General features: G+C 66.6%; 20 protein-coding genes and 2 pseudogenes. 9 read left to right on the top strand and 13 right to left on the bottom strand.

Annotated elements, in window-relative coordinates:
• The first annotated feature begins 200 nt into the window (after window positions 1-200).
• The 5 genes from O1Q03_RS35820 to O1Q03_RS35800 all read left to right on the top strand — a co-directional run bounded on the left by O1Q03_RS35820 (window position 201) and on the right by O1Q03_RS35800 (window position 6478).
• The gene (locus O1Q03_RS35820; protein WP_269509935.1) at window positions 201-1355 is read left to right on the top strand and encodes an LLM class flavin-dependent oxidoreductase; all 1155 of its coding nucleotides are present in this window, start codon (window positions 201-203) and stop codon (window positions 1353-1355) included.
• Between the two features lie 8 nt (window positions 1356-1363).
• Complete coding sequence (locus O1Q03_RS35815) at window positions 1364-2146, top strand: enoyl-CoA hydratase/isomerase family protein (RefSeq protein WP_269509932.1); 783 nt, start codon at window positions 1364-1366, stop codon at window positions 2144-2146.
• Between the two features lie 2 nt (window positions 2147-2148).
• Entirely contained in the window at window positions 2149-4056 is a 1908-nt protein-coding gene (locus tag O1Q03_RS35810) for an AMP-dependent synthetase/ligase (RefSeq protein WP_269509929.1), read from the top strand.
• Window positions 4057-4262: 206 nt separating this feature from the next.
• Window positions 4263-4727 (top strand): flavin reductase family protein, encoded by a 465-nt coding sequence (locus tag O1Q03_RS35805; RefSeq protein ID WP_269509926.1) that lies wholly within the window; start codon window positions 4263-4265, stop codon window positions 4725-4727.
• A 431-nt stretch (window positions 4728-5158) separates the two neighbouring features.
• Window positions 5159-6478 carry an MFS transporter gene (locus tag O1Q03_RS35800; RefSeq protein WP_269509923.1) on the top strand — a complete coding sequence of 440 codons (1320 nt, stop codon included), beginning with the start codon at window positions 5159-5161 and terminating at the stop codon, window positions 6476-6478.
• 170 nt (window positions 6479-6648) lie between these two features.
• On the opposite strand, the gene O1Q03_RS35795 is transcribed toward O1Q03_RS35800, so the two are convergent.
• The 3 genes from O1Q03_RS35795 to O1Q03_RS35785 all read right to left on the bottom strand — a co-directional run bounded on the left by O1Q03_RS35795 (window position 6649) and on the right by O1Q03_RS35785 (window position 10186).
• A complete protein-coding gene (locus O1Q03_RS35795) occupies window positions 6649-8754 on the bottom strand; it encodes a TonB-dependent siderophore receptor (RefSeq protein ID WP_269509920.1) in 2106 nt (701 codons plus the stop codon).
• A gap of 291 nt (window positions 8755-9045) precedes the next feature.
• Window positions 9046-9216: a hypothetical protein gene (locus O1Q03_RS35790; RefSeq protein ID WP_185733534.1), complete on the bottom strand. Its 171-nt coding sequence runs from the start codon at window positions 9214-9216 to the stop codon at window positions 9046-9048.
• Between the two features lie 61 nt (window positions 9217-9277).
• Complete coding sequence (locus tag O1Q03_RS35785; protein ID WP_269509917.1) at window positions 9278-10186, bottom strand: DUF72 domain-containing protein; 909 nt, start codon at window positions 10184-10186, stop codon at window positions 9278-9280.
• A 12-nt stretch (window positions 10187-10198) separates the two neighbouring features.
• On the opposite strand from O1Q03_RS35785, the pseudogene O1Q03_RS35780 reads away from it, so the two are divergent.
• Window positions 10199-10594: pseudogene (locus O1Q03_RS35780) on the top strand (substrate-binding domain-containing protein); the annotation flags it as partial.
• Between the two features lie 168 nt (window positions 10595-10762).
• Here O1Q03_RS35780 and O1Q03_RS35775 read toward each other — a convergent pair.
• From O1Q03_RS35775 to O1Q03_RS35740, 8 genes are all read right to left on the bottom strand, one after another.
• Window positions 10763-12724, bottom strand: a complete 1962-nt coding sequence (locus O1Q03_RS35775; protein WP_269509913.1) for a phosphatase PAP2 family protein — start codon at window positions 12722-12724, stop codon at window positions 10763-10765.
• A 105-nt stretch (window positions 12725-12829) separates the two neighbouring features.
• Window positions 12830-14368: a GGDEF domain-containing protein gene (locus O1Q03_RS35770; RefSeq protein ID WP_269509911.1), complete on the bottom strand. Its 1539-nt coding sequence runs from the start codon at window positions 14366-14368 to the stop codon at window positions 12830-12832.
• A 291-nt stretch (window positions 14369-14659) separates the two neighbouring features.
• Window positions 14660-16132: an NAD-dependent succinate-semialdehyde dehydrogenase gene (locus tag O1Q03_RS35765; RefSeq protein ID WP_269509908.1), complete on the bottom strand. Its 1473-nt coding sequence runs from the start codon at window positions 16130-16132 to the stop codon at window positions 14660-14662.
• Window positions 16133-16238: 106 nt separating this feature from the next.
• The gene (locus tag O1Q03_RS35760; RefSeq protein WP_006749694.1) at window positions 16239-16730 is read right to left on the bottom strand and encodes an Lrp/AsnC family transcriptional regulator; all 492 of its coding nucleotides are present in this window, start codon (window positions 16728-16730) and stop codon (window positions 16239-16241) included.
• Between the two features lie 84 nt (window positions 16731-16814).
• Window positions 16815-18215 (bottom strand): aspartate aminotransferase family protein, encoded by a 1401-nt coding sequence (locus O1Q03_RS35755; protein ID WP_269509902.1) that lies wholly within the window; start codon window positions 18213-18215, stop codon window positions 16815-16817.
• Between the two features lie 170 nt (window positions 18216-18385).
• Window positions 18386-19312, bottom strand: a complete 927-nt coding sequence (locus tag O1Q03_RS35750) for a 2-hydroxyacid dehydrogenase (RefSeq protein WP_269509899.1) — start codon at window positions 19310-19312, stop codon at window positions 18386-18388.
• Window positions 19313-19324: 12 nt separating this feature from the next.
• Window positions 19325-20185, bottom strand: coding sequence for a GNAT family N-acetyltransferase (locus O1Q03_RS35745; protein ID WP_269509896.1), 861 nt, complete (start codon window positions 20183-20185; stop codon window positions 19325-19327).
• Window positions 20186-20383: 198 nt separating this feature from the next.
• A complete protein-coding gene (locus tag O1Q03_RS35740) occupies window positions 20384-20677 on the bottom strand; it encodes a hypothetical protein (protein WP_269509893.1) in 294 nt (97 codons plus the stop codon).
• Between O1Q03_RS35740 and O1Q03_RS35735 the strand changes: the two genes are divergently transcribed.
• Complete coding sequence (locus O1Q03_RS35735) at window positions 20652-21320, top strand: haloacid dehalogenase type II (protein WP_269509890.1); 669 nt, start codon at window positions 20652-20654, stop codon at window positions 21318-21320. The genes O1Q03_RS35740 and O1Q03_RS35735 overlap by 26 nt on opposite strands.
• A 177-nt stretch (window positions 21321-21497) precedes the next feature.
• The gene (locus O1Q03_RS35730; RefSeq protein WP_269509887.1) at window positions 21498-23036 is read left to right on the top strand and encodes a methyl-accepting chemotaxis protein; all 1539 of its coding nucleotides are present in this window, start codon (window positions 21498-21500) and stop codon (window positions 23034-23036) included.
• A gap of 40 nt (window positions 23037-23076) precedes the next feature.
• Here the strand turns inward: O1Q03_RS35730 and O1Q03_RS35725 are convergent, their stop codons facing one another.
• A complete protein-coding gene (locus O1Q03_RS35725; protein WP_269509884.1) occupies window positions 23077-23346 on the bottom strand; it encodes a hypothetical protein in 270 nt (89 codons plus the stop codon).
• 489 nt (window positions 23347-23835) lie between these two features.
• On the opposite strand from O1Q03_RS35725, the gene O1Q03_RS35720 reads away from it, so the two are divergent.
• The gene (locus O1Q03_RS35720) at window positions 23836-25419 is read left to right on the top strand and encodes an ABC transporter substrate-binding protein (RefSeq protein WP_269509881.1); all 1584 of its coding nucleotides are present in this window, start codon (window positions 23836-23838) and stop codon (window positions 25417-25419) included.
• Between the two features lie 96 nt (window positions 25420-25515).
• Here O1Q03_RS35720 and O1Q03_RS35715 read toward each other — a convergent pair.
• Window positions 25516-25795, bottom strand: a pseudogene (locus O1Q03_RS35715) (zinc ribbon domain-containing protein); the annotation flags it as partial.

Below are 25795 nucleotides of genomic sequence, written 5' to 3'. Positions count from 1 at the left end.
TATTTATTCACGGGAACAACGAGGATTCAAAGCCGAAGCGGCAGACGAATCGATAAGTATCCCTATCGACTGTCGCTGAGATGTTTCGAAATCGAGCGCAAGGACAATGTTCATGGTTTTACGGCGAGACACTGGCCGAACCTGGGCAACGGTTCGCGCGCGCCGTGAATTTGCAAACTACGACTATCAAGGAAAAGAAAATGCCATTGAAAATCGGTTTTTGGTCCGAGCAGGAGACGCAGGTCGGGCATAGCTATTCGAACAGGCTTCGCGAACTGGTTCGCGAAGCGCTTTTCGCGGAGCAAATGGGTTTCGACTTCGTTGCGTTGTCGGAGCAACACTTTGCGCTTGGCGGCGTGTCGAGCTCGGCGCCTGAAGTGGTCTTTGGTTATCTCGCGGCTGTCACGTCGCGAATCAAGCTTCGTCCCGCCGTGGCGTTGATGCCCAAGGCCATCAATCACGCACTGCGTACCGCGGAGCGGCTGGCGGCAACCGACATTCTCTCCAACGGGCGGATGGAGATGTATTGCGGTCGCGCCAACACCACGATCGCCATGCGTGCGTTCAACGTATCGCCGGAGGAAACCCTGCCGCAGATGGAAGAGGGCATGGCGTTGCTGCGCAAAGCGATGCGTGAAGACGTGTTCGCCTTCGAAGGAAAGTACTACCAGGTGCCGCCGCGGTCGCTTGTGCCGAAGCCGATGCAAAAACCGTATCCCGTGCTCGGCGTTGCCGCGACCAGCGCGAACAGCCACGCGTGGGCCGGCTCGGAAGGCCTTGCGGTGATGAGCCATGCGATTTATCAGGGATGGGAAAAACAGAAGGGGTTGCTCGACACCTACTGGAAGAACTGGAAGCGCGACGAGACCGGGCCGTTGCACAAGCCGCGCGCCGGCATGCCGCTGTTCATCGGTATCGGCAAGACCGACCAGGAAGCGAAGGACATTTACGCCGGCGCGATCATGAACTACGCGCGCATCTCGACCGATGCGTATCCGCGGCTCGCCAAACTCGCGGACAACTACGCATACATGGCCGAAAGCGTGCCCGCGATGCAACGCGCCGCCGAAGACTGGGACTACCTGCTGAATGAATCCGCCACCACGGTGTGCGGAAGCCCCGATACCGTCATCCGTCAGCTGGAGCGATACGAGAAGCTCGGCATCGACGAGGTGCTGCTGCATATCGACTCGGTACCGCACGAGCAGATCATGTCGACGATCGACATGGTGGGCCGCTACGTGATTCCGCATTTCAACGATCGCAACAATATCGTCCGCCCGACCGACGAGTTGCTCGAGAAGATTCGCGCCATGCGCCCGCAGGCCGCCAACCCGCAGCAAAGCCAAGGATGAACCTACGTATGAACACGTCTTCGCGCTATCAGTATCTGAATGTCGAACAACGGTCGTCCGGCGTCGCGATCGTCACGATGAATCGCCCCGAAATCCTGAACGCCATCAATTGGGACATGCACGACGAGCTGGAACAGGTATTCGTCGATCTGGATCACGACAAATCGGTCAAGGCGATCGTGTTGACCGGCGCCGGCCGCGGTTTCTGCTCGGGCGGCGACCAGAAGTCGATCGACAACGGCCATATCCCGTCGGCGACGCGTGGCGGCCGCCACCTCGTGAGAAACATGCTCGAGGTCGAGGTGCCGATCGTGGCGGCGGTCAATGGCGTGGCCGTGGGTCTGGGCGCCACGCTCGCGCTGTTCTGCGACATGATTTATGCAAGCCCGACCGCACGGTTCGCCGATACGCACGTCAATGCCGGTGTCGTCGCGGGCGACGGCGGTGCGGTGATCTGGCCGCTTCTCCTCGGGCCGGTCCGCGCTCGGCACTATCTGATGACGGGCGACTTCGTCAGCGCGGAAGAAGCGCTGGCGATGGGGATGATCAACAGGATCGTCGAAAGCGACAAGCTGCTGGAGGCGACGATCGATTACGCGGAACTGCTCGCGAGCGGCCCGCGCGATGCGATCGTCTGGACGAAATACTGCGTCAACAAGCTCGTCAAGCAGAATGCCCACCTGCTGCTCGATACGTCGATCGCACTGGAAACGCTGACTTTCAACTCGCCCGAGCGCCGCGAAGCGGTGGCTTCGTTCGCCGAACGGCGCAAGCGCTTTGGAGACCACTGAAAATGAGCGCGGCACCGTGGACTTCCGGCAGTCAATTCGCCACCACCACTATTCCGGCGTTGCTGATCGAGCGGGTGAAGAACGACGCCGACACAAACGCGTTCTTCCAGAAGCGTGCCGGCGAGTGGATACCCACCACCTGGAAAGGCTATGCGAACGCAGTCTGTTCGGTGTCCGCAGCACTCCGGGAGGCCGGTGTGGCACGCGGCGAACGGGTTGCGATCATGGGCGACGTATCGTGCGAGTGGGTCATCGCCGATATGGCGACGATCTGCTCGGGCGCGGTGACGGTAGGCATCTATTTCACCGCATCGGTCGAAGAGGTCCGCTACTACCTGGAGGATTCAGGGGCGAGACTCGCTTTTGCCGGAAGTGCCGAACAGCTTCGGATCGTGGAAGCGGCCGATACGTCCCGCAGGCTCGTCAAAATCGTGGTGCTCGATCCGGGCTGGAAGCGCAAGCCCGGTGAAACCGGCACGAATGTCGTTTCGCTCGCCGAGTTCGCGTCGGATTTTGCCGGCGACGAAGTCGCCTATCTGCTCGAGCAGTCGCAGCTTGCGAAGTCGACCGACCTGGTGAGCCTCGGTTACACGTCGGGAACCACGGGGGCGCCCAAAGGTGCGATGCTCACGCATCTGTCGATGCTGGCGGGGGCGTTCACATGGCCCACCTTCTGTCCGGCGATACTGTCCGAACCGCAGCGCATGGTGGTCCATCTGCCGCTGTCGCACACGGTCGCGCGCCTTCAGGGAACGACGCTGCCGTTGATCGCGAAGACGGTACCTTACTTCGTCGACGTGTCGGCCGATTTCGCGACGTGCATTCAGGAAGTCAGGCCGACGTCCTACATGGCGCCGCCGCGCTTCTATCAGAAGTTCGCGACGCAGCTCATCAACCACGTGAACGGCAGCAGTGAAGTCGAGCAGAGAAACTACCAGCTCGCACTTGGCATCGCTCGTGAAGTACTGGCCGATCGACTGGACGCAGGCACGAGCGACCCGTTCAAGGAGCAGCTCTACGTCACCTGCCGCGAGTTCGTTTTCAAGCCTTTGCTGGCCAGAATCGGCTTCGACGATTTGCGCTATCCGTATACGGCGTCCGCGCCGGTGCCGCCCGAGGTCGTCACACTGTTCCAGTTGTGGGGCGTCAACCTGAAAGAGAATTACGGGCAAACGGAGATGGTCGGCGGAAATCTCGCGCAGGTCACTGACTGGTCGAGGCCCGGCAACTCCGGCGTGCCGATCGACGACCCCGCATGGGAAACACGCGTGTTGCCGGACGGCGAAATGATCGTGCGCGGGCCGGGACTGTTCATCGGCTACTGGAACAAGGAAGCCGAAACGAATGCCGCGTTGCGCGACGGCTGGCTGTATACCGGCGACATCGTCGACGTCGGTGCCGACGGTTCGTACAAGCTGATCGATCGAAAGAAGGAGCTCATCAACACCGCCGCCGGCAAAACGATCAGCCCGGTGCAAATCGAAAACGAACTGCGCCAGAGCCCGTACATCACGGAGGCACTGGTGATTGGCGAAGGGCGCAAGTATCTGACGGCGTTGATCGAAGTCGACGGCACGCTCACGATGGACTGGGCCAGGACGCGCGACCCTTCGATCACGCGCTACGCTGATCTGGCCACGTCGCCGATCGTGATCGACCTGATCCGCGAAGAAGTGGAAAAGGCCAACGCGAGGTTGGCGCGGGCAGAGCAGATCAAGGCGTTCAGGCTATTCCCCGAGGAGCTCACACCGGAAAACGGCGTGATGACCGCAACGCGCAAGAAACGCCGCAAGCCGCTGATGGCGCGTTACGAGCACATCATTGCCGGCCTTTACGACGATGCCGAAGAACAGTTGATCAAAGAGCAGCTTGTCGGTTCGGGGCCCCCAGCTTCTGTTCACCCGCAATAACACGCGCCGGCAGCGCAACTGGCAGCGAGAACCCATTGACGGTGCGGCGCGGGCCATGACCGGTGCAACGCCACGGGCACTTCACCACGCTGCTTCGTGGAAGTACCTGTGGCGCTCCGCCATGAAGCCGCACCGCCGTTCCGTCAACCGAGAGAGGTACCGCCGTGATAGCACTTTCACCTGACCGCACGACCTTCCGCGAGGCCATGGCCCGTATCGGAGCCGCGGTAAATATCATTACCACCACGACACCTTCCGGCGATGTCGGCATGACGGTGTCCGCCGTGTGTTCCGTGACCGACGACCCGGCGACGGTGCTCGTTTGCATAGGCCGGTCCAGCCGCCAGTATGGCCACTTCAGCACGGCGGGCATCATCTGTATCAACGTGCTGTCCCACGCGCATGAGGAGCTTGCACCGATCTTCGCGGGCAAGGGCGATGTGCAGATGAGCGAGCGCTTCACGTACGGCGAGTGGCTCCGTCTCGTCACCGGCGCGCCGGTGCTGGCAACCGCGGCTGCGAGTCTCGACTGCACGGTGGAGCGCAGTATCGACATCGGCACGCATACCGTTTTCTTCTGCGCGGTGCAGGCGGTGCATCTTGGTTCGGCGTGCTCGGGCCTCGTGTATCACGGGCGCGCTTATCATCGGCTGCCGCAGCAGCATGCGTGATGCGCGGCGCCGGATGCCTTGCCGGTATCCGGATACGAGCGCGGTCTGAGGGGATCATCGGCAAGCCGGTGGAAGCACCGTATGGATCTGGCCGATCCGATCGCTGGATCACGCTCAAGTGCAACAAGCGGCAACAAGCAGCAACACGCAGCGGCACGAGCATGTCGCTGGTGTCGACGTGAACCGCCGAGAAGCTCCGGAGAAAAGGGGCCGCCTGCGCACGACGGAAGTCAGAACGAGGATAGGAGGGTAGCAATCAAAGGCGTATGTATCAAAAAAAGTTATCGTTTGATAGAAAATCGTCAATCGATATTATCGCTGCCCGCTCTTATATTTCTCCGAAGCAGGCGCCGCGCCTGATCCGTGCAAAACCATAATCGTCGCCATCGGGCATTGACCCGATCGGCGACACGTATTCGGAGACAGCTCACATGCGTTCCAGTCGGGGTGCCACGCCAACCTGCAAAGCCGCAATCCGCAAGTGCCTCGTGCGCTTGTTGCCGTTCCTCGTGCTCATGTATGTGATCGCGTTCATCGATCGCGCCAACGTCGGTTTCGCCAAGGCGACCCTGCAGGCGGACACGGGTTTGTCGAACGCCGCATTTGCATTCGGTGCCGGCATCTTCTTCATCAGCTACGCGGTATTCGAAGTGCCGAGCAACCTCGCACTGCACCGCTTCGGCGCGAGGCTTTGGATGTCTCGCATCATGGTGACGTGGGGGCTCGTGTCGGCGTCGATGGCATTCGCGCACGACGCCACCACGTTCTTCGCGCTGCGCGTGCTGCTCGGCGCGGCCGAGGCCGGCTTCTTTCCGGGCGTCATCCTCTATCTCACCTACTGGTTTCCCAGGCACGTGCGCTCGCAGGCAATGGGCATCTTTTACTTCGGCCTGCCGCTCGCACTGGTGCTCGGTGGCCCGCTGTCGGGCTTGCTGCTCGGACTCCAGGCCCCGCTTGGCCTCAAACCGTGGCAATGGATGTTCGTGGTCGAAGGGTTGCTCGCGTCGGTTGTTGGCGTGGTTGCATTCTTCTACCTGAGCGACGCCCCCGCGAAAGCCAAATGGCTCGCCGACGACGAGCGCCGCGCGCTGATCGACGCGTTGTCGCGGGAAGATGTCGCCAAGCTCGCCCACGGCCCGGCGAGCTTGCGCGACTTGTTGCGCAGCCCGCGGCTCGCGATGTTTTGTGTCGTGTACTTCACGATCCAGATGAGCGTATACGGCGTGGTCTTCTATTTGCCGACTCGCATTGCCGAACTTCACGGCGGCAAGGTCGATCTGACCGTGGGCCTGATGACCGCGATCCCGTGGCTGTGCGCACTGGCCGTGACCTGGTGGATGACGCGCTTCGCGGACCGTACCGGCTCGCATCGCGGGCTGGCCGCACTCATGCTCGTTTGCGCCGGCTGCGGCATCGCGGCGTCGGCGCTCTCGTCGAGCCTGGTTCCGGTGATCATCGCGTTCTGTTTCGCGGCGAGTGGCTTTGTCTCCGCGCAGCCGCTGTACTGGACGCTGCCGACCAACTACCTGGGCGGTGTCGCCGCGGCCGGTGGCATCGCACTGATCAATTCACTCGGCAATGTCGGCGGCTTCGTCGCGCCGAATCTGAAGAACTGGGCCGAGCAGACATTCTCCGACCCGCGCGCCGGCATGCTGAGTCTCGCCTGTATCGCGTTCGTTGGCGCCGCGATGCTCGCCCTGATGCGGCGCGCGTCGCACGTGCAGCCGCAGGTGCAATCGGCTACCACGTGAACGCGGTGCGAGCTCGCGGCGTGGCAGTGCAGTGAAGTGCTGTCTGTCGCTCGCTCGTCGTAGAACAGAAAAGTTGTCGACGTTCGGCGGGGGAGCGGCACCGCGACGTGCATATTCCGGCTCGTCGCGATCCGGCGCGCGATCGACGCTCCGCTGCCGCGGCAGTCGTTCTAAAACGAGTACGCGAGCGATGCGAACAGGCTGCGCGGCGCGCCCGGCGTGACCCACAGGCTGTTGTACGAACTGACGTACGTCGTGCGATTGAACAGGTTGTTCAGCACGACCGACGCACGCAGGTGCTTGTTGACCTGAAGGTAGCCGTTGAGCTGGACGGTCGCGTACGCCGGCAGCTCGAAGCCGTCCTGCGTGTTCGCCGTGTTGCCCGCGCGGCGCCCGACGTAGATCACACCGGCGCCGGCGCCGGCCTTGTCCGCGAACGGCAGGGTGGTCTCGTACATCAGCAGCGCGCTGCCGCTCAGCCGCGGTACGTTGACGAGCCGCGCACCGGGCGTCAGCACGGAATCGCGCGTGACCTCCGCGTCGACGTACGCGAAGTTCGCGATGCCGCGCAAGCCGTGACCGAGGTCGCCGCTCCATTCGAATTCGACGCCGCGGCTGCGTACTTCGCCGGCGGCGCGCGAGAAGCCGGCATTCGCCGGATCGGCGGTGAGCACGTTGCGCTTGGTCACGTAGAACGCCGAGACGGTCGTCAGCGAGCGCGCGCCGGCCCATTTCGCGCCCGCTTCGTAGCCGTGGCCCTTTTCGGGATCGAACGCGTTGCCGTCGATGTCGGCGCCGTTGTTCGGCCGGAACGAATACGCGGTGTTCGCATAGAACGACCACGCGGGGCTCATTTCGTACACGACGCCGATACGCGGGCTCACCGCGGTCTGCAACTGGCTGGTGGTCACGCCCTTCAGGCGGTTGTCGATCGACTGGTGGAAGCGATCCCAGCGCAGCCCGGCCAGGATCTTCCAGTGCGGCCCGAACGCGAGCGTGTCCTGCGCGTAGACGCCTTGTCCGTTGTCGCGTTCGAGCAGGTCGGTCGCGGTGCGCGGCGTCGGCGCGGGCTGGCCGTAGACCGGATCGAAGATGTCGATCGCATACGGCGCGGCGGCGCTCGGCGTGGAGCGCGTGACGAACTGGTCGTAGTTGAAGCGATACGCATCGACGCCCATCACGAGCGTATGGCCGATGCCGCCCGTGCGAAACGTGCCGGTCGTCTCGACGCGGCCTTGCAGGTCGTTCGAATGAAACGCGACTTGCCGGTAGCGGCGCCACAGCGTGCGGCCGTCCGGCTGCAATGCGAAGGCTTCGGACGAGCGCCCCGACAGGTCGGTGTCGCGCTGTGCGACGCCGGCGTTGATCGACCAGCTCGAATCGATGCGATGCTCGAGCGTGAACTGGTGGCCCGTGTTGCGCACGTCGTAGTCGCCGTCGCGCGGCTCGCCGAGAAAGCGCGACGCCGGGATCACGCCGAGCTGCCCGTTGACCGCCAGCACGCCGCGATCGAGCGGCGCGCGCTGACGCGCGCTCTCGAACTCGTAGTGAAGCGTGGTGTCGGCGCCGATGTCCCACGTGAACGACGGCGCGAACAGGTAACGCTTGCTCGACACCGTATCGCGGAAGCTGCCGTTGTTCTCGTTCATCGCGACGAAGCGGTACGCCAGCGATTTCGTGACGGGGCCGGTCGAATCGAGGGTCTCGCGCAACGCGCCGTAGCTGCCGGCCGATACGCTGACGGTGTTCGCGCGTGCGAACTGCGGCTGCTTCGTCGTGTAGCTGATGATCCCGCCCGGGTCGCCGCGGCCATACAGCGCGGACGCCGGCCCCTTGAGCACTTCCATCCGCTCGAGGTTGGCGGTGTCGCGCGGCACGCTCATCCCGCGATTCCACGAGAAGCCGTTGACGAGGTAGTCGGTGCCGGACGTGTTGCCGTCGCCGGCGAAGCCGCGCACCGCGTAGTTGTCCCACAGGCCGCCGAAGTTGTTCTGCCGCGACACGCCCGCGACCCAGTCGTAAAGATCGTCGCCGCGTGTCGCGACAATGGTCCGGATCAGCTTCGCATCGACGCTGCTGACCGCGAACGGAATCTCCATCACGTCCGCGTCGCTGCGCGTCGCGCTCGTCGATTCGCGCGTGCGAAACGGCGCCGTCGCGCGTTGCGCGGACACCTCGATGGCGGGCAGCGACGTTTCCTGTGCGTCGGCAGAGCCCATGCCGGCCGTGCCGACGACGATGGCCATCGGTGCGGCCGCCCAGTTTTTCCTGCTCATACCCGTCCTTTGGTGTGGTTCGTTCGGGCACGGCGGACGGCCTCGCGCCGACGTCTGTGTTCCAAACAGTACATTTGCGCGGGAATTTAATGCAAATGAGACGTGTTTGCAATAGTAAGTTCAACTCGTTGTGTTTGAGTTGAAGGGCAGCTTGCGGAACGGGGGCGAAGGTGTTCAGGCCGCAGCGGTGGTGCCGATGCGCGGGCCGCGCGCGGCGAGTGCTCCCGGCCTGATCGGGCGCGTATCAATCGGGCGCGGTGACAGCGCGCCCGATTGATACGCGCCGGTCGCCTACGTCCGGTCGCGATTGCGTGCGCGCGTCGCGCCGGTGATCACCGCGATGCCGAGCAGAATGACGGCGACGATCTCGATGATGTGCTGCGACACGTGCAGCATCACGAGGCCCCACGCGACACCGGCGATGAAAATGATCCAGCCGACCAGGTAGATAAGCAGCGTCATCGTTGTTCTCCTTGCGGTTCGGGTTAATCGTGCGGCCTGCGCGACACGGCGTGTCGCTTCCTCAGGCCGCGGCGTCGTGCGCGTCCACGTCGAGGCGTTCCATCAGGCGCAGCGCGTCGAACGGCGCGCGCGTTTTCACGTCGTTGTCGAAGTAACAGTACACGTCGCGCGTTCGCGCGTGTGGCGGCGCCAGGTCCGGTGCGATCAGGCGTGCGTCGCCAGGCTGTTCGCCGCGGCGCCACGACTCGATTCTGCGCGCCCAGTGCTCGAGCGATGCGTCGGAGTATTCGCCTGAATATTTCGTTTCGGTGCCGTGCAGCCGCATGTACACGAAATCCGCGCAAAGGTCGTCGAACTGCGGCCACGGCTCGGTCGAATCCGATACGACGAGCGCCACTTTGTGGCGACGCAGCAGCTTCACGAACGCGGGGTCGACGAAGCTTGCATGACGCACTTCGATCGCGTGCCGCAACGTGCGCTTGCGGTCGATCTCCAGATAGGGCGTCTTGACCCGGCGGTCATGCTGTTCCGCTAGTGCGACGGCGGCTTGCGTATCGTGCGGCAACAGGCTCATGAATCGTTCCATATGCTCGGGATCGAAGTGCAGCGACGCCGGGAATTGCCACAGGATCGGCCCGAGTTTGTCGTTGAGCGCGAGAAGTCCCTGTGCGAAGAAATTCGCGCATGCGGCCGTTGCCGTTTCGTCGCGAAAGCGCAGCATGTGGGTCAGGTAGCGCGCGCCTTTCACGCTGAATGTGAAATCCTCCGGCGTGTCGTTGTACCAGCGCCGCCAGCTCGAGAGCGCTTGCAGGCTGTAATGCGTGCCGTTGATCTCGATCGTCTGCATCCGGCCGGATGCATAGCGCAATTCCGCAGCCTGCTTCAGGCCTTTCGGGTAGAAGGAGCCGCGCCAGCCGTCGTAGCGCCAGCCTGATATGCCGATGTGAATCGTGCCCGATTTTTCCGTCACGTCGATGCCCGGATGTCCGCTGAAGATCCGTCGCAGCGAGCAATGCGCGTGCCTGCTACCGGCTCGCGCATTGCCTCGGTCATCCGGTCATTCGATCTGAGCACGGTCGACGCGTTGCGCGACGCGCTGTTGCATGCGAAATCGGTTGCGTTCTCGGAAGGCGCGCGCGGCACCTACATCGTCGGCACGCTGTTCGAGAAACTCGGAATCGCCGAGCAGATGAAATCGAAGAGCGTGCGCGTGCGCGGCAAGGAGCTGGTCGGCACCGCGCTCGCGCGTGGCGACGCCGAGCTCGGGCTGCAGCAGGTCAGCGAACTGAAGGTCACGCCCGGCATCGATTTCGCGGGGCCGCTGCCAGTCGGCGTGCAGCAGGTGAGCGTGATCTCGTCGGCGATCGCCGCGCACGCGCAAGCGGCTGCCGCGTCGCGCGCGTTCGTCGCGTTCCTCAACAGCGCACCGGCCGCTGCGCGCTGCAACGCAGCGGCCTCGAGCCACGTTGACACGGGCTCGCACGGTGGCGCGGCGGGACGTTCGACGCGAACCGAAGCGATGAACGTCCCGCCGCGCAGCCCACGATTACGACGCGGACAACCTGACCGACACCCCCGTCGCCGTATAAACCGGCGTCGCCTTGAACCCGTCGACCGTCACCGTCGAGAACTTCGCGGAAGCCGCCGCGCCGTCGATCAGCGCGATCGTGTCGCCGGCCTTCGGCGCATAGCCGTTCACGAACTTCACGTGCAGCGTGCCGCCCGCGACCGTGAGCGCGCCGCCCACGCGCAGCCGGCCGCCGCCGTTGCCGTCGATGTCGAGTTCGAGCGTCGTGTTGTCGAGCTGCGTGTAGCGCGTCGCGATCGTGACCGGCGCCGCGGCCGCGATCCTGACGCTGCCGCCGGAGCCGACATAGACATCGCCGGTGCCGAACGCGCTCGCCGATGCAGCGGCGAGCGTGCCGCCGCTCACCTGCGTGCCGCCGGTATAGCTGTTGTTGCCCGCGAGCGTCAGCGTGCCGCTGCCCTGCAACGTCAGCTTGCCGGCGCCGCCGATGTCGTTACGCCACAGGTCCGCGGCATTGAGGCCGCCCTGCGACGCGTCCATCGACACGCTCACGTTGCCGTTGAATGCGCCGTAACCGTCGGCCGCCGCGAACAGGTTCAGCCGGCCCCAGCCCTCCGCATCATCCATCACCGGATAGCCGGACTGCACTTCGGTGGTCTTCAGCACGACGCGCCGCTGATCGGCGCTCAGATACGGGAAGCGTGTCTGCAGCAGGATTTCCGCGCCCTTCGGCACCACGGGCGGCGCGTCGGTCGATTCGATCGTGCCGAAGCCGAACGTCATGCGGCGCAGGAAGGCGGCCTTGTTCGCGGTGTAATCGGCGAACCGGTCGGTGGCCGTCGTGCCGGAGTGCGCGTATGCCGCGAACGTCGAGCTGGTCGTCCCCGTCAGTTGCTGCAGCGTCTGGTGGGCCTGGCCGTAGGCGGCCTGCGCGTCGCTCGCGTACGCGGTCAGGTTCGCCGCGCTGACAGCCAGCGCGAGCATGCGCCCGCCGATCACGTCGAGCGGCGCGTGCATGCCGGCGAGGATCCGGTTCTCGCCGAGTTCGAGGCCGCGGCTGACCATCTCCTGGAAGCGCTCCGGCACGAGCCACGCCATCGTCGTCGCGTCGCGCATCGCTTCGGCCGTGTGGCCGCTGATGAAGCCGCCGTCGGTGGCGGGCGTCGTGCTTTCGGCCGGCACGAGCGTCGGCGCGACGACGACGCTCGTGCTCCAGCGGTACGGCCGCGCATACTTGTAGAAGCGCTTCGACGGCTCGGTCGACGCGTTGTTGCCCATCTCGTTGAGCAGGTCGACGACCTTGCCGAAGCTCGCGTTGGTGCTGCTGCCGACCCCGACGTTGTTGCCGGCATCGTTGTACAGCACGGTGGTCGCATCGGCGGGAATGCTGGTGATGCTCGTCGTTTGCCGAGCCGCGGCGCGCCATGCGTCGGTGAGCGGCCCCATGCCGTCGGTCACGCTGTAGCCCTTGCCGCGCCGGTCGTCGAAGTACGCGGCGTCGGCCTGCTGTTGCGTGCGTGCGGTCGTCGCATTGATCACGTACTGCACGTTGGCGCTCAGCACCGGGGCGTTCAGGATCGTGCCGCACGGCGTGCCGCTCGTCGGCAGGCCCGAGCAGGTCGACGCCACGATCGCGGGAAACGCGCCGTTGGCCGGCGCGTTCACGCCAGCGTCGACGAGCATCGTCGACGGCTGCCACAGGTCGAGAAAGCGGCTGACCACGCGCACCGCAGCGTTGGTCGACAGCGTCGCATAGCGTGCGTCGCCGCGCTGGTTGGTCGCGATGTTGTCGACGAAGGCCGGCACGCTCGGCACGGGCGCGCTGTCGACGAAGCCGGGGTCCGCCGGCGGTGCCGGCATGGCCGCGCTGGTCGCGGGGGGCGACGCGACGTCGTCGCCGCCGCCGCCGCACGCAGCAAGAACGATCGCACTCGACAGCGCTGCGACGTGCAGCGGGAAACGGCTTCGTGACGCAAGCATGCAAAACTCCATCCTGAGGGTCGAAGATGGCGGATTGTCGGCGTCGCTCGTGACGCAGCCGTTAAGGATTTGTTGCGGGCCGCGGTCGGCGGCGCAGAATTCTCACTATTTGGTGAATTCGCGCTGCTGAACGTTTGCGAGCGACTCGCCTTCGGCGCGGCACACGCGGTTTCTGCCCTGGCGTTTGGCCGCGTAGAGCGCGAGGTCGGCCTGATGCGACAGCGCATGCACGGAGCGCGGGTGCGCGCGATGGCCGGTCGCGCAGCCGATGCTGACCGTGAACGGCGGAATCGTCGCATCGAAGTCGTCGAGCCGGTTCTGTTCGACGGCGCGCCGGATCGCCTCCGCGACTTCCGCCGCGCCGCTTTCGTCGGTATCGGGCAGCACCGCGACGAATTCCTCGCCGCCGTAGCGCGCGGCGATGTCGCCGCGCCGCCGCACGTTCGCGCGGATGCATTCGGCGAGAAAGCGCAGCGCCGTGTCGCCTTGCGCATGGCCGTAGCGGTCGTTGTATTGCTTGAAGTGGTCGGCGTCGATGAACAGCACCGACAGGCTGCCTGCGCTGCCGCGCTGCAGCCGTTCCCATTCGTCGGCGAGCGCCGCATCGAGCGCGCGGCGGTTGTGCAGGCCCGTCAGCGGATCGGTGCGCGTGAGGTCGGTGAGCAGCGTCTGCTTGCGCAGGTTGTCGCGCAGCGCGAACGCGAGCAGCCACATGACCGCGCAAAACAGCGCGCCGATCACGGACGCCGACACGCCGACCGTCCACGACAGCCGCGTGATGCCGGCCAGCACGTCGCGCTCGGCCGGCGCGACGACGGCGATCAGCGGCGTGCCGGGCACCCGCTGGTATGTATACAGCCTCACGATGCCGTCGATGCTGGAGCGCGCCGCATAGAAGCCCGCTTCCTGGCTCACCATCCGCTCGAACGACTTCGACCGGCGCAGGCGCACCATCTGGTGATCGGTGAGCGGCGGATTTCTCGCGAGGATCGTGCCGTCCGCGCGCACGATCGCGCTGACGCCGTGCGGCCCGACGTCCAGGCGGGACAGCAGCCGGTCGAAGTAGGCGAGGTCGACGGCGACCACCGCGATCCCGTCGAACGTGTGGTCGGGCCGCTCGAGGCGGCGCGACAGCGCGATGGATTCCGTGCCGCCGCGCGACCGTGCGCGATACGCCTCCGACACGTAGAGGCCGACGTTGTCCGCATCGCGATGGACCTTGTAGTAGTCGCGATCGCTGAAGTCCCAGTTGTGGGTGGGCCCGCAACAGCCGTCGATCAGGTGGCCGTACCGGTCCGTGACGCCCATGCCGGTCACGTATTGCGCGGCCGTGCGCTCGAACAACACGTCGTGGCGCAGCCCGGCGTCCATGCGCACGATCGCGGGGTTGCAGAGATTCGCCGCGAGCGACACGAGCGCGTTGTTCGACGTTTCGACGGTGCGGCCGATCTCGCTGACCAGCACCGCAGCGACGTTGCGCGACGTCTCGTGCGCATGGTCGACGACTTCGCTGCGCGCCGCCCACAGCGTTGCCGCGCTGATGCCGAGTGCGGCGATCGACATCAGCGTGCCGATCGCGCCGACGATCAGGTGATGGCGCCCGGCCCAGTCGGCAATTTTCTCGATCGAAGTGGATGCAGGCATGCTCGCGCTCGTGCAGGAAAGCCGGCCGCGAGGGCAGCGGCGCGGGTCAAATCCGGGTTAACGGCAGATGTGCGCGGAAATCGAGGCCGGCATGTCGCGGGATGGCCGCGGCCGTGTCATCAACGCGTGCGGCGGGGCCCGCGTGCCGACGGCACGGACGGATGGCCGAGCACGGCGGGTGTGCACGCGCGGGCGCGCATGCGGTCGTGGCGACGGCGCACGCCCGCCCGCACGCCCGCGTGCCCGCGCCCGCACACGTCACGGGAACGCGGGCACGCACGCGGCGCCGCTTCAGTCGAGCCCGCCCTGGCACAGATACTTGATCGACAGGTAATCGTCGAGGCCGTAGCGCGACCCTTCGCGGCCGTAGCCCGATTCCTTCACGCCGCCGAACGGCGCGGCCTCGCTCGCGAGCGCGCCCTCGTTGACGCCGACGATGCCCGTTTCGAGCCGCGCCGACACGCGCGCGATCCGCCGCACGTCCTGCGTGTAGAAATACGCGGCGAGCCCGAACGGCGTGTCGTTGGCCGCGTCGACGGCTTCGTCCTCGGTGTCGAAGCGGAACAGCGCGGCGACCGGGCCGAAGGTCTCCTCGCAGGTCAACTGCATGTCGGCGGTGGCGTTGGCGAGCACCGTCGGCGCGTAGTAGTTCGGCCCGAGCTCGGTCAGGCGCTTGCCGCCCGTCAGCACGCGCGCGCCGCGCTCGACCGCGTCGCCGACGTGGCGCGCGATCTTGTCGACCGCACGCGCGTTGATCATCGGGCCGATCTGTGCGGCCGGGTCCGTCGCCGGCGCGACCTTCAGCGCGGCGACGCGCGCGGCGAGCTTCGCGGCGAATGCGTCGTACACGCCGGCCTGCACGTACACGCGGTTCGGCGACACGCAGGTCTGGCCGCCGTTGCGGAATTTCGCGGCCATCAGGCCGTCGACCGCGGCGTCGAGCTCTGCATCGTCGAACACGATGAACGGCGCATTGCCGCCGAGCTCCAGCGACAGTTTCTTCAGCGTCGCCGCCGATTCGCGCGCGAGCAGCTTGCCGACCGCCGTCGAGCCGGTGAACGTGATCTTGCGCACGCGGCCGTCGGCGAGCCAGTCGGCCACCGCTTCGATACCGCGTTCGCGCGACGCGGCGATCAGGTTCAGCACGCCGGGCGGCACGCCGGCTTCCTGCGCGAGGAAGGCGAGCGCGAGCGCGGTCAGCGGCGTGTCCTCCGCCGGCTTCGCGACGACCGTGCAGCCGGCCGCGAGCGCCGGCGCGATCTTGCGCGCGATCATCGCGAGCGGGAAATTCCACGGCGTGATCGCGGCGACGACGCCGATCGGCTCCTTGACCGCGCTCAGCCGCTTGCCGCGCTGCTGCTGCGGAATCAGGTCGCCGTACGTGCGCGTCGCTTCCTCGGCGAACCACAGCACGTACGACGCGCCGTACGCGACTTCGCCGCGCGCTTCGGCGAGCGGCTTGCCCTGTTCGCGCGACATCAGCTTCGCGAGATCGTCGGTATGCGCGACGATCGCCGCATGCCACGCACGCAGGATCGCCGCGCGTTCGCGGGCCGGCGTCGCGCGCCACGCGGGCAATGCGCGGGCGGCTGCGTCGGTCGCGGCGCGCGCGTCGGCGGCGCCGCTGTCGGGTGCGTGGGCAACGGTGTCGAGCGTCGCCGGATCGGTGACGTCGAAGCGACGGCCGTCGAGCGCGTCGCGCCATGCGCCGTCGATCAGGTTGGCGGTGCGAACGAGTTCGGTTCGGGACAGCGTAAGCGGCATGACAGGTCCTTGAAGAAAGCCGGTCGGCGGCGGCGCGGGCGCGCGGCGACCCCGCGAGGCGAGCATGCTGCCGCGTTGGAGGGGGCCGTGCGCCGCACGCCGTGCGTCAGTGACGTTCGCCGAACAGCGATTCGAGCGGGTAGTGCCGTTTGACGAACGGCGACTTGATGATCACGTAACTGAAATACTTCTCGATGCCGATGTTCTGCTCGAGCAGCCCTTCGACGATCGTCTGGTAATGGCTCACGCTGCGCGTGATGAACTTCAGCAAATAGTCGTAGCCGCCGCTCGCGAGGTGGCATTCGACGATCTCGTCGACGTTGCGGATCGCCGCGACGAAGCGGTCGAAATCCTCGCGCCGGTGGTCGGCCAGCGTGACCTCGGTAAACACGACCTGCACGTCGCCGAGTTTCTCGAGCTGGATGTGCGCGCCGTAGCCGCCGATGTAGCCGGCTTTTTCCAGCCGCTTCACGCGGATCAGGCACGGACTGGGCGACAGCCCGACCGCGTCGGCCAGTTCGACGTTGGTCATCCGGCCGCGCTTCTGCAACTGGGAAAGGATGCGCAGGTCGATGCGATCCAGCTTGCTGTCCGTCATGTTCACGTGAGAGGGAAAAATGGAATGTCCGGTTACTTTAGAGTCGAACGATGGCCGCCACAAGCCCGGCTTTCCCTTGGCCCGTCAGGCCGGCAGCGCGTGGGCGGCGTCCAGCGCGCGCTGCACGCCGGCGTCGGCCAGCACGTCGTCGAGCGTCTGGCGCACGCGCTCGAACATCAGGTCGAACTCGCCCGCCGTGAAGCTCAACGCCGGCGCGAAACCGAGCGTGCCGTCGCCGAACGCGCGAAACACCACGCCGTTCGCGTACGCCGCCGCGGCGATCTTGTCGGGCACGTTCAGCGCCGCATCGAAGCGCGTCTTGCGCGCCTTGTCGGCCACCAGTTCGAGCGCGCCGAGCAGGCCGACCGACCGCGCGTCGCCGACGAGCGGATGCGCGCGCAGCGCATCGAGCCCCGCGGCGAAGTGCGGCGCCATCGCCTGGCCGTTCGCGAGCAGCCCGCCTTCGTGATACAGCTTCAGCACCTCGAGGCCGATCGCGGCGCTGACCGGGTGCGCGGAATACGTATAGCCGTGCCCGACCACCGCCGTATCGGCGCGGCTGCCCGCGATCCCTTCATAGACTTCATCGGACATCAGGACGGCCCCCATCGGCGCATAGCCGGCGGTCAGCCCCTTCGCGACGGTCATCAGGTCGGGGTCGACCTGTTCCGTTTCGCACGCGAACAGCGGGCCCGTGCGGCCGAAGCCGGTGATGACCTCGTCGGCGACGAACAGGATGTCGAGGCGCCGGCACGCGTCGCGCATCGCCTTCAGCCAGCCGGCCGGGGGCACGATCACGCCGCCGGAGCCTTGCACCGGTTCGCAGAAGAAGGCTGCGACGTTGTCCGCGCCCAGTTCGGCGACCTTCGCTTCGAGCGCCGCGACCGACGCGGCGATCAGTGCCTGCGGATCGTCGCCGAGCGGATGGCGGTACGGGTAGGGCGACGGGATGTGGTGCTGGTCGGCGCGCGGCAGGTCGAAATGGCGATGGAACGCGGGCAGCGCGGTGAGGCCGGCGCCCAGCGACGACGAGCCGTGATAGCCGCGCTCGAGCGCGATCATCTGCTTCTTCGACGGACGGCCGGTCGCGTTGAAATAGTGCGTGATGAAACGGATCGCGGAATCGACCGCGTCCGAGCCGCCGAGCGTGAAATACACGCGGTTCAGCGACGGCGGCGCGAGCGACGCCAGCCGCTCGGCCAGCTCGACCGCGGGCTGCGAGCCGAAATGGAAGTAGCCGGTTGCGTACGGCAGCTTCGCCATCTGCTCGGCGGCGGCCTTCACGATGCTGTCGCGGCCGTAGCCGACGTTGACGCACCACAGGCCCGAGAATGCATCGAGCAGCGTGTTGCCGGCGCCGTCGCGCAGGAACACGCCGTCGGCGGATTCGAGCACGGTGACGCCGCGCGCTTCGTGCGCACGGTAGTTGACGACGGGGTGGATCAGGTGTTGACGATCGGCTTCGATCAGCGCGGCTTGGTTCATGGCGGGGCGGGACTCTCGTCGGGGTGTCAGCGATGCGTTCATGCTACCGGGCGAGAAATCCGCACGCGTCTTCAATTTGCAGTCTGAAACGTATGAACGCGGCGTTTGTGCGGGGCGCTTCGGCATTTTCTGCTGCGCGCCCCGCGGGGCCGTCTGCGTGCGCCGGTGCGTCAGTAACCACGCACGCGATCGACGACGCCGATCATCGGCTGGCCCGCACGATGGCGCGCGAGGTTCGCGAGTACGGCGTCGACGGCCGTGTCGGGCCGCGTCGCGCTGGCGATGTGCGGCGTGATGCGGATGCGCGGATGCGTCCAGAACGGATGGCCCGCCGGCAACGGTTCGGGGTCCGTCACGTCGAGGATCGCGCTGTCGAGCCGGCCGCTCGCGAGCGCCGCGAGCAACGCGGCGTCGTCGAGCTGCGGGCCGCGCCCGACCTGCACGAGCGACGCGCCGGCCGGCAGCGCATCGAACACGCGCGCGCCGAGCAGCCCGCGCGTGCTGTCGGTGAGCGGCAGCAGGCAGATCAGGATGTCGGTCCGCGCGAGGAACGCGTCGAGCCCCGCGTCGCCCGCGTAGCAGTCGATGCCGTCGAGCGAGCGCGACGTGCGGCTCCAGCCCGCGCACGGGAAGCCGAAGCGGCGCAGCATGTCGAGCACGGCCTGCCCGAGCGAGCCGAGCCCGAGCACGCCGATGCGGCGCGACGCGGCCGCGCGCACGGGTTTGTCGCGCCACACCTGGTCGCGCTGCTGCGCTGCATAGTCGAACAGGTCGCGGTGGATCGTCAGCACGGCCTGCGTCACGTACTCGACCATCCCTTCGACGATGCCGGGCTCGATCATCCGCACGACCGGGATATGGACGGGCACGGACGACAGGTCGAACTGATCGATGCCGGCGCCCACCGAGAACACGACTTCGAGATTCGGCAGCAGCGCGACCGGATCGTCGGGCGGCTGCCACGCGGCGAGATACCGGACGGCTTCAGCGTCGCCGATGTCCGGCCAGATCCGGAACGGAAGATCGGGCGCGCGTTGCGCGAAACGCTGCGCCCATTGCGCGCCGCGCACCGGGTCGGCCTTGTAGAGAAAGCTCATCGTGCGTACCGCTCAACCGAGCGCCTGATTTACGATCGCGAACGCGCGCAGCGCCGGATCGCGCGCGGGCGCCGCGCCGCGCGCCATCGCGACGACGGTATCGACGCGCGGCAGCCCGAGCCCTTGCAGCCAGTCCGACAGCCCGCTGTCGCCTGGCACGTCGAGCCGCACGAACATCCCTTCGTGCAGCGCGAGCCAGTGACTGATCAGCGCCTGCGCGCGCAGCGCGTCGGGCGCGACCACCGGCCCGATCACGTGGCCGCGGCCGAAGCGGCGGAACAGCGCGAAGCCGAGCAGCTCGCCGTCGCGGTCGAGCGCGATGCCGTTCGCGACGCCGAGCAGTGCGTCGATCACGGCGTCGCGCGGATAGCCGGCCGCACGCGACGCGAGCGCCGCGAGGCGCGGCCCGTCGTTGGTGCCGAGCGGGCGCAGGCGCTCGCCGGGCGGCAGCGAGATCAGCGGCGGCTGGAACGCGGCGCCCTGGTGCTGGTCGATCGTGCCGATCGCTTCGAAGCCGAATTTCACATAGAGCGGCTCGCCGGAAGGCGTCGCATGCAGGAAGATCGTGCGCGCGCCGAGGCTGTCGACGACGCGCGCGAGCAGTTCGCGGCCGATGCCGCGGCCCTGGTGCTCGGGCGACACGATGACCATGCCGAGCGATGCGTGCGCGTCGCCGAAGGGCCAGCCGAGCGCGGTGCCGACGACGCCGGATTCATCTTCGGCGACGAAGCCGCTGCCGAGCTGGAGCGCGAAGCGCCAGTCGTCGAGCCGGTGCGGCCACTTGACGGCTTCCGACAGACGATGCGCGGCGGGCAGGTCCGTTTCGGTGAACGGGCGATAGGTAAGCGTGCGGGAAGGATTGAGGTCGGACACGCCGGACTCCGGATGGGTGGGAATGACAGGTCGACTCTGCCAGCGCCTCGGCGGCGCGGATAGGACGATTCGCCTGTTTTCGGGCCGCGGCGGCCGCTTGCGCGCGATCGATGCAAACCCGCTCGATCGGCGCGAACGAACGCGCGGAACGTGCCGGCGCGGCCCGCCAATCCGACAGCTCCTGCTGTGGGAACGGCACTACGATTCATGCACGGTGTCGCTGCCGCTTGCCTGCAGGCCGCACCGGCCGGCACGCTCCGCCCGGGTGGCGGCAAGCCCGCCGGCCGGCCCGGCCGCGCCGAACGGAACGCGCCGCACATCGTGCTGCACGCGCCGGGCAACACGCGGCGATTCTGCGTTTTGAGCGGCGCCGAACGATGCCCGAACGATTTTTTGCCTTGATTCAATGTCGTTGAACCCAGCCCGTCCCCGGCCCTGCCGGGGCTTCACACCGACAGGACGCACCATGATCCAGTTTGAACCGAAGTTCATCACTTTCGACTGCTACGGCACGCTGACCCATTTCCGGATGGCCGAGACGGCGCGCGAAATCTATGCGGGCCGGCTGTCGCCCGTCGCGATGGAAGACTTCGTGCGCGCGTTCGCCGCCTATCGGCTCGACGAGGTGCTCGGCGCGTGGAAACCGTACCGCGACGTCGTCGTCAACGCGATCCGCCGCACCTGTGCGCGGGTCGGCGTGAAGTTCGACGAAGCCGAGGCCGAGCGTTTCTATCACGCGGTGCCGACGTGGGGCCCGCATCCGGACGTGCCGGCCGGGCTGTCGCGGCTGGCGACGAAGTACAAGCTGGTGATCCTGTCGAACGCGATGGACGAGCAGATCATGAGCAACGTCGACAAGCTCGGCGCGCCGTTCCATGCGGTGTTCACCGCGCAGCAGGCGCAGTCGTACAAGCCGCGCATGCAGGGCTTCGAATACATGTTCGACAAGCTCGGCTGCAAGCCGGAGGACGTGCTGCACGTGTCGTCGAGCCTGCGCTACGACCTGATGACCGCCGAGGATCTGGGGATCAAGCACAAGGCGTTCGTGAACCGCGGCCACGAGCCGGGCACGCCGTTCTACAACTATTACGAAGTGTCCGACATCGGCCATCTCGCGACGCAGCTCGGGCTGTAAGCCGCCTGCGCCGGCCGATTCGTCGAGATGCGCGAGGGGAGGCAGCCGGGATGGCCGCGTCCCCTCTTGCGTTCGATCAGCGGACGAAACGAGGGTAATTACCAATATTGAGTCGTTCAAGCTCGGGCCGCCGGGGCCGATATCTGTACCGAACGGTTAATATTGCGAGGCCCCCGCATGAAGTTGTCCACGAAACTGCTGATGCTCGTCGCCGCGGCGCTGCTCGGCATCGTATTGCTCGCCGCGTTGTCGCTGCACACGCTGCGCGACGCGCTGATCGACAGCCGCCGCGAAGAGCTCGTCATCCTGCTGACCAAGGCCGAGCATCTGGTCGATTCGTATCGCGCGATGCAGACGAACGGCACGCTCACGCAGGAGCAGGCGCAGCAGCAGGCCAAGGCCGCGCTGGCGGCGCTCAACGCGAATTCGAAGAGCTACTTCTGGGTCACGACGGCCCACGGCGTCAACCTCGTGCATCCGAACGCGAATTTCATCGGCACGCGCGCGAAGGGCAACCGCACGACCAGCGGCCTGACGGATAGCGAAGCGTACCGCGCGGGCATGGCGCAAGCGCATTTCGCGCTCGTCGACGTGCTGGTCAAGCGCAGCCCCGACGCCGACGTCGAGCCGAAGCTCCAGGGCGTGGTCGCGATTCCGGACTGGGACTGGTGGATCGGCACGGGATTCTTCTACGACGACATCAATGCCGCGTTTACCCGGCTCGCGATGGTGCTCGGCGCCGTCACGCTCGTGATCGCCGCGGCGCTCGCGGCGATCGCGTGGGGCGTACTGCGCAGCGTCAAACGGACGCTCGGCGGGGAGCCGGCGCATGCGACGCGGATCGCCGCCCGTATCGCCGCCGGCGAACTGGATGTGCAGTTCGATACGACCCACGCCGCGCCCGGCAGCCTGCTCGTCGCGCTGGGCGACATGAAGGCGCGGCTGGCCGAGACCATCGCCGAGATCCAGACCACGACCCACTCGATTGCCGTCGGCACCGGCGAGATTGCGCAAGGCAATCTCGATCTGTCGCAGCGCACCGAGCAGCAGGCCGCGTCGCTGCAGGAAACGGCCGCGAGCATGGAGCAGATCACGTCGACGGTCAAACAGAACGCCGACAATGCACGCCAGGCGAATGCGCTCGTGACGCAAGCGAAGGAGGCGACCGAACTCGGCGGCGCCGCGGTGCAGGAGGTCGTCGAAACGATGCGGCAGATTTCGGATGGGTCGGTGCGGATCGCCGACATTACGGTCGTCATCGAAAGCATCGCATTCCAGACCAATATTCTCGCGCTCAATGCCGCGGTCGAAGCGGCGCGAGCCGGCGACGAAGGGCGCGGCTTCGCCGTCGTCGCGTCGGAAGTGCGCTCGCTCGCGCAACGCAGCGCCGCGGCCGCGAAGGACATCAAGGGCTTGATCGACGCGTCGGTCGAGCGGGCGGGCAGCGGCAGCCGAATCGTCGAGACGGCCGGCGCGCGCATGACGGACATCGTCCGCTCGATCGACCGCGTGGCCGACATCATGGGCGAGATTTCGGCGGCATCGGCCGAGCAAAGCACCGGCATCGAACAGATCGGGCTGGCGGTCGCGCAAATGGACCAAGTCACCCAGCAGAACGCCGCGCTCGTCGAGCAGGCGGCGGCCGCCGCAGCGTCGCTGGACGAGCAGGCCGCGCGCTTGCGGGCCGCCGTATCGGTGTTCCGGCTGGCTGCGTGAGTGACTGACGGCTTCGCGTCGCTCGCACGCAGCCAACGCATCATCGCGCCTCCTTCGGGCCGTGCCGGAACCGGCCGGGCGTGCGCGCCGACATGCCGGTGACGGATGTGCCGGTGACGGACGTGCCGGAGACGCACGTGCCGGCGACGCACGTGCCGGTGGCGGACATGCCGGTGACGGACGAGCCGGTGACGGACGTGCCGCCGCTAGCGATCACGACTCGTGACGTCTCGACGGCTTGCGCGCCCGGTTTCCGGGCAGCCGCGTCATCTTCCTGCGTTCCCGCAAAGCCGCTCCGATCGAGCGGCATTCTTCCGAGCTTTCATGCGCGACGCGCCGTCGCGACGAGCGTCCGCTGACGCAAGTGCGCGCGCCCGCCGGCCGCGACGAGCGGCTCGTTTCGCCCGTCGCCGGCATGCCGGCCCGCATTCGACACAAACATGCGGTTTGCGCGACCCAAACGCGCGCCGGATGCCGAACCGGCAATTTTGTCGGCGCAATCTGCGGCACCCGCGGCTTTACGATTTCCTGTATCGGCACGGGTTACGCGGCCACCGCGACACCGCATCGGGCAAACGCCGACAGGTGCGCGCACGCAGCAAATCATGCTGCGCAGGCGGCCCAAAACGATCGATTCGTATCGTGCGGGCGCCTCGAATCGCGACAACCCGCATTTTGGCGATGCTTAAATGAATTGCATGTGCACGACGTTACGCCCGCCACCAGCACGCGGGCGCGACGGGATTCGAGAACCACGCTGGACCCCAGGACCCACTTTCTACAGTCAGGAGCAGTTCGGATGAGCGACGATATCGACAACGGCGGCACGGGTGGCTTGACGCGCCGCGACATGATGAAGATCATGGCGGCGAGCGGCATGATGGCCGCCGGTGGCGGCGGACTGCTGATGGGCGCGCAGCCGGCCTTCGCCGCGCCCGCGCCGAAACGCGGCGGCAAGATCCGGGTCGCGAACGAATCGAGTTCGACGGCCGATACGCTCGATCCGGCCAAGGGCTCGACGGGCGCCGACTACATCCGCTTCTTCATGTTCTACAGCGGCCTCACGCAGCTCGATGCGAGCCTGACGCCGCAGATGAACCTCGCCGAATCGCTGCAGACGACCGATGCGAAGACGTGGATCATCAAGCTGCGCAAGGGCGTCACGTTCCACGACGGCAAGCCCGTCGGCCCGGCCGACGTCGTGTTCTCGCTGATGCGTCACAAGAACCCGGCCACCGCGTCGAAGGTCAAGGCGCTCGCCGACCAGTTCAGCGACGCGAAGGCGAGCGGCCCGGACGAAGTCACGCTCGTGCTCGCCACCGCGAACGCGGACCTGCCGGTGATACTCGCGACGCCGCAGCTCGTGATCACGAAGGACGGCACGACCGACTTCGCGACCGGCATCGGCTGCGGCCCGTACAAGCTGAAATCGTTCAAGCCCGGCGTGTCGACCGTCGGCGTGCGCAACGACAGCTACTTCAAGCCGGGCATGCCGTACCTCGACCAGATCGAGCTGATCGGCATCAGCGACAGCGCCGCGCGCCTGAACGCGCTGCTGTCGGGCGACGTGCACCTGATCAACGCGATCGATCCGCGCTCGACGCAGCGGGTTTCATCGACGCCCGGCTATGCGCTGAAGGAAACGAAGTCGGGGCTCTATACCGACCTGATCATGCGCAGCGACAACCCGATCGTCTCGAACCCCGATTTCGTCGAAGGGATGAAGTACCTGTTCGATCGCGAGCAGATCCGCTCGGCGGTGTTCCGCGGCTACTCGGTGGTCGGCAACGACCAGCCGATTCCGCCGGGGCATCGCTACTTCAACCCGTCGGTGCCGCAGCGGCCGTACGATCCGGACAAGGCGAAATTCCTGCTCCAGAAGGCGGGCGCGCTGGGCGCGGCGCTGCCGCCGGTCTATGCGACGTCCGACGCGAACGGGTCGATCGAAATGGCCGTGCTGCTGCAGCAGGCCGGCCAGAAGATCGGGCTGAACCTGCAGGTCAACCGCGCGTCGCCCGACGGCTACTGGTCGAACCACTGGATGAAGCACCCGCTGACGTTCGGCAACATCAACCCGCGCTCGAGCGCCGACGTGCTGTTCACGCAGTTCTTCAAGTCGGACGCGGCGTGGAACGAGTCGGGCTGGAAGAACGCGAAGTTCGACCAGCTGCTGCTCGCCGCGCGTTCGGAAACCGACGACGCGAAGCGCAAGCAGATGTACGGCGAGATGCAGGTGATCGTCGCGCAGCAGGGCCGGGTCGGCATTCCGGCGTTCATCAGCTTCCTCGACGGATACGACAAGCGGCTCGCGGGCCTCGGTTCGATCCCGACGGGCGGGATGATGGGCTTCATGTTCGCCGAGCACGTATGGTGGAATGCCTGACGCCGCTGCGTGACGCCGCCGCGCGGCCGGAGCGGGTCACCGCCCGGCGCGCGCGCGACCTTTCCGGGAGTTCCGCTTCTTGACGTCCTCGTCCGCCTAAAGGCAGAGGATTCCCACACCTGGCGATGCACGTCCGCATCGGAGAATGTTCAACGCAGCGTTGGTATCTCGATCATGCTCGACACCACAGTCACTGCAGGCCCACTCTCTTATTCTCAGTCCCGCGATACCTTTCGGCCGCGTCGTGCTGTCTTTCGACCCGCACGCCGAACAGGACTGGGTGGAACCGCTTTCGTCGACTTCCTCGAACGTGGCCCCGTGCGCCGTGCGCGATCGCTTTGTAGCGGAGCTTGTTCCGGAAGGACGACCAGGATGC

The organism is Burkholderia sp. IMCC1007 (assembly GCF_027257875.1).
Lineage (GTDB): Bacteria > Pseudomonadota > Gammaproteobacteria > Burkholderiales > Burkholderiaceae > Burkholderia.
This window is presented reverse-complemented; position numbering and strand designations above follow the sequence as displayed.

Coding starts and splice junctions, on each gene's coding strand:
- O1Q03_RS35810 (WP_269509929.1), top strand. CDS start 2,149: ATGAGCGCGGCACCGTGGACTTCCGGCAGTCAATTCGCCACCACCACT.
- O1Q03_RS35820 (WP_269509935.1), top strand. CDS start 201: ATGCCATTGAAAATCGGTTTTTGGTCCGAGCAGGAGACGCAGGTCGGG.
- O1Q03_RS35735 (WP_269509890.1), top strand. CDS start 20,652: ATGATCCAGTTTGAACCGAAGTTCATCACTTTCGACTGCTACGGCACG.
- O1Q03_RS35800 (WP_269509923.1), top strand. CDS start 5,159: ATGCGTTCCAGTCGGGGTGCCACGCCAACCTGCAAAGCCGCAATCCGC.
- O1Q03_RS35760 (WP_006749694.1), bottom strand. CDS start 16,730: ATGACGGACAGCAAGCTGGATCGCATCGACCTGCGCATCCTTTCCCAG.
- O1Q03_RS35795 (WP_269509920.1), bottom strand. CDS start 8,754: ATGAGCAGGAAAAACTGGGCGGCCGCACCGATGGCCATCGTCGTCGGC.
- O1Q03_RS35755 (WP_269509902.1), bottom strand. CDS start 18,215: ATGAACCAAGCCGCGCTGATCGAAGCCGATCGTCAACACCTGATCCAC.
- O1Q03_RS35730 (WP_269509887.1), top strand. CDS start 21,498: ATGAAGTTGTCCACGAAACTGCTGATGCTCGTCGCCGCGGCGCTGCTC.
- O1Q03_RS35790 (WP_185733534.1), bottom strand. CDS start 9,216: ATGACGCTGCTTATCTACCTGGTCGGCTGGATCATTTTCATCGCCGGT.
- O1Q03_RS35815 (WP_269509932.1), top strand. CDS start 1,364: ATGAACACGTCTTCGCGCTATCAGTATCTGAATGTCGAACAACGGTCG.
- O1Q03_RS35805 (WP_269509926.1), top strand. CDS start 4,263: ATGGCCCGTATCGGAGCCGCGGTAAATATCATTACCACCACGACACCT.
- O1Q03_RS35725 (WP_269509884.1), bottom strand. CDS start 23,346: ATGCCGCTCGATCGGAGCGGCTTTGCGGGAACGCAGGAAGATGACGCG.
- O1Q03_RS35720 (WP_269509881.1), top strand. CDS start 23,836: ATGAGCGACGATATCGACAACGGCGGCACGGGTGGCTTGACGCGCCGC.
- O1Q03_RS35750 (WP_269509899.1), bottom strand. CDS start 19,312: ATGAGCTTTCTCTACAAGGCCGACCCGGTGCGCGGCGCGCAATGGGCG.
- O1Q03_RS35765 (WP_269509908.1), bottom strand. CDS start 16,132: ATGCCGCTTACGCTGTCCCGAACCGAACTCGTTCGCACCGCCAACCTG.
- O1Q03_RS35775 (WP_269509913.1), bottom strand. CDS start 12,724: ATGCTTGCGTCACGAAGCCGTTTCCCGCTGCACGTCGCAGCGCTGTCG.
- O1Q03_RS35740 (WP_269509893.1), bottom strand. CDS start 20,677: ATGAACTTCGGTTCAAACTGGATCATGGTGCGTCCTGTCGGTGTGAAG.
- O1Q03_RS35770 (WP_269509911.1), bottom strand. CDS start 14,368: ATGCCTGCATCCACTTCGATCGAGAAAATTGCCGACTGGGCCGGGCGC.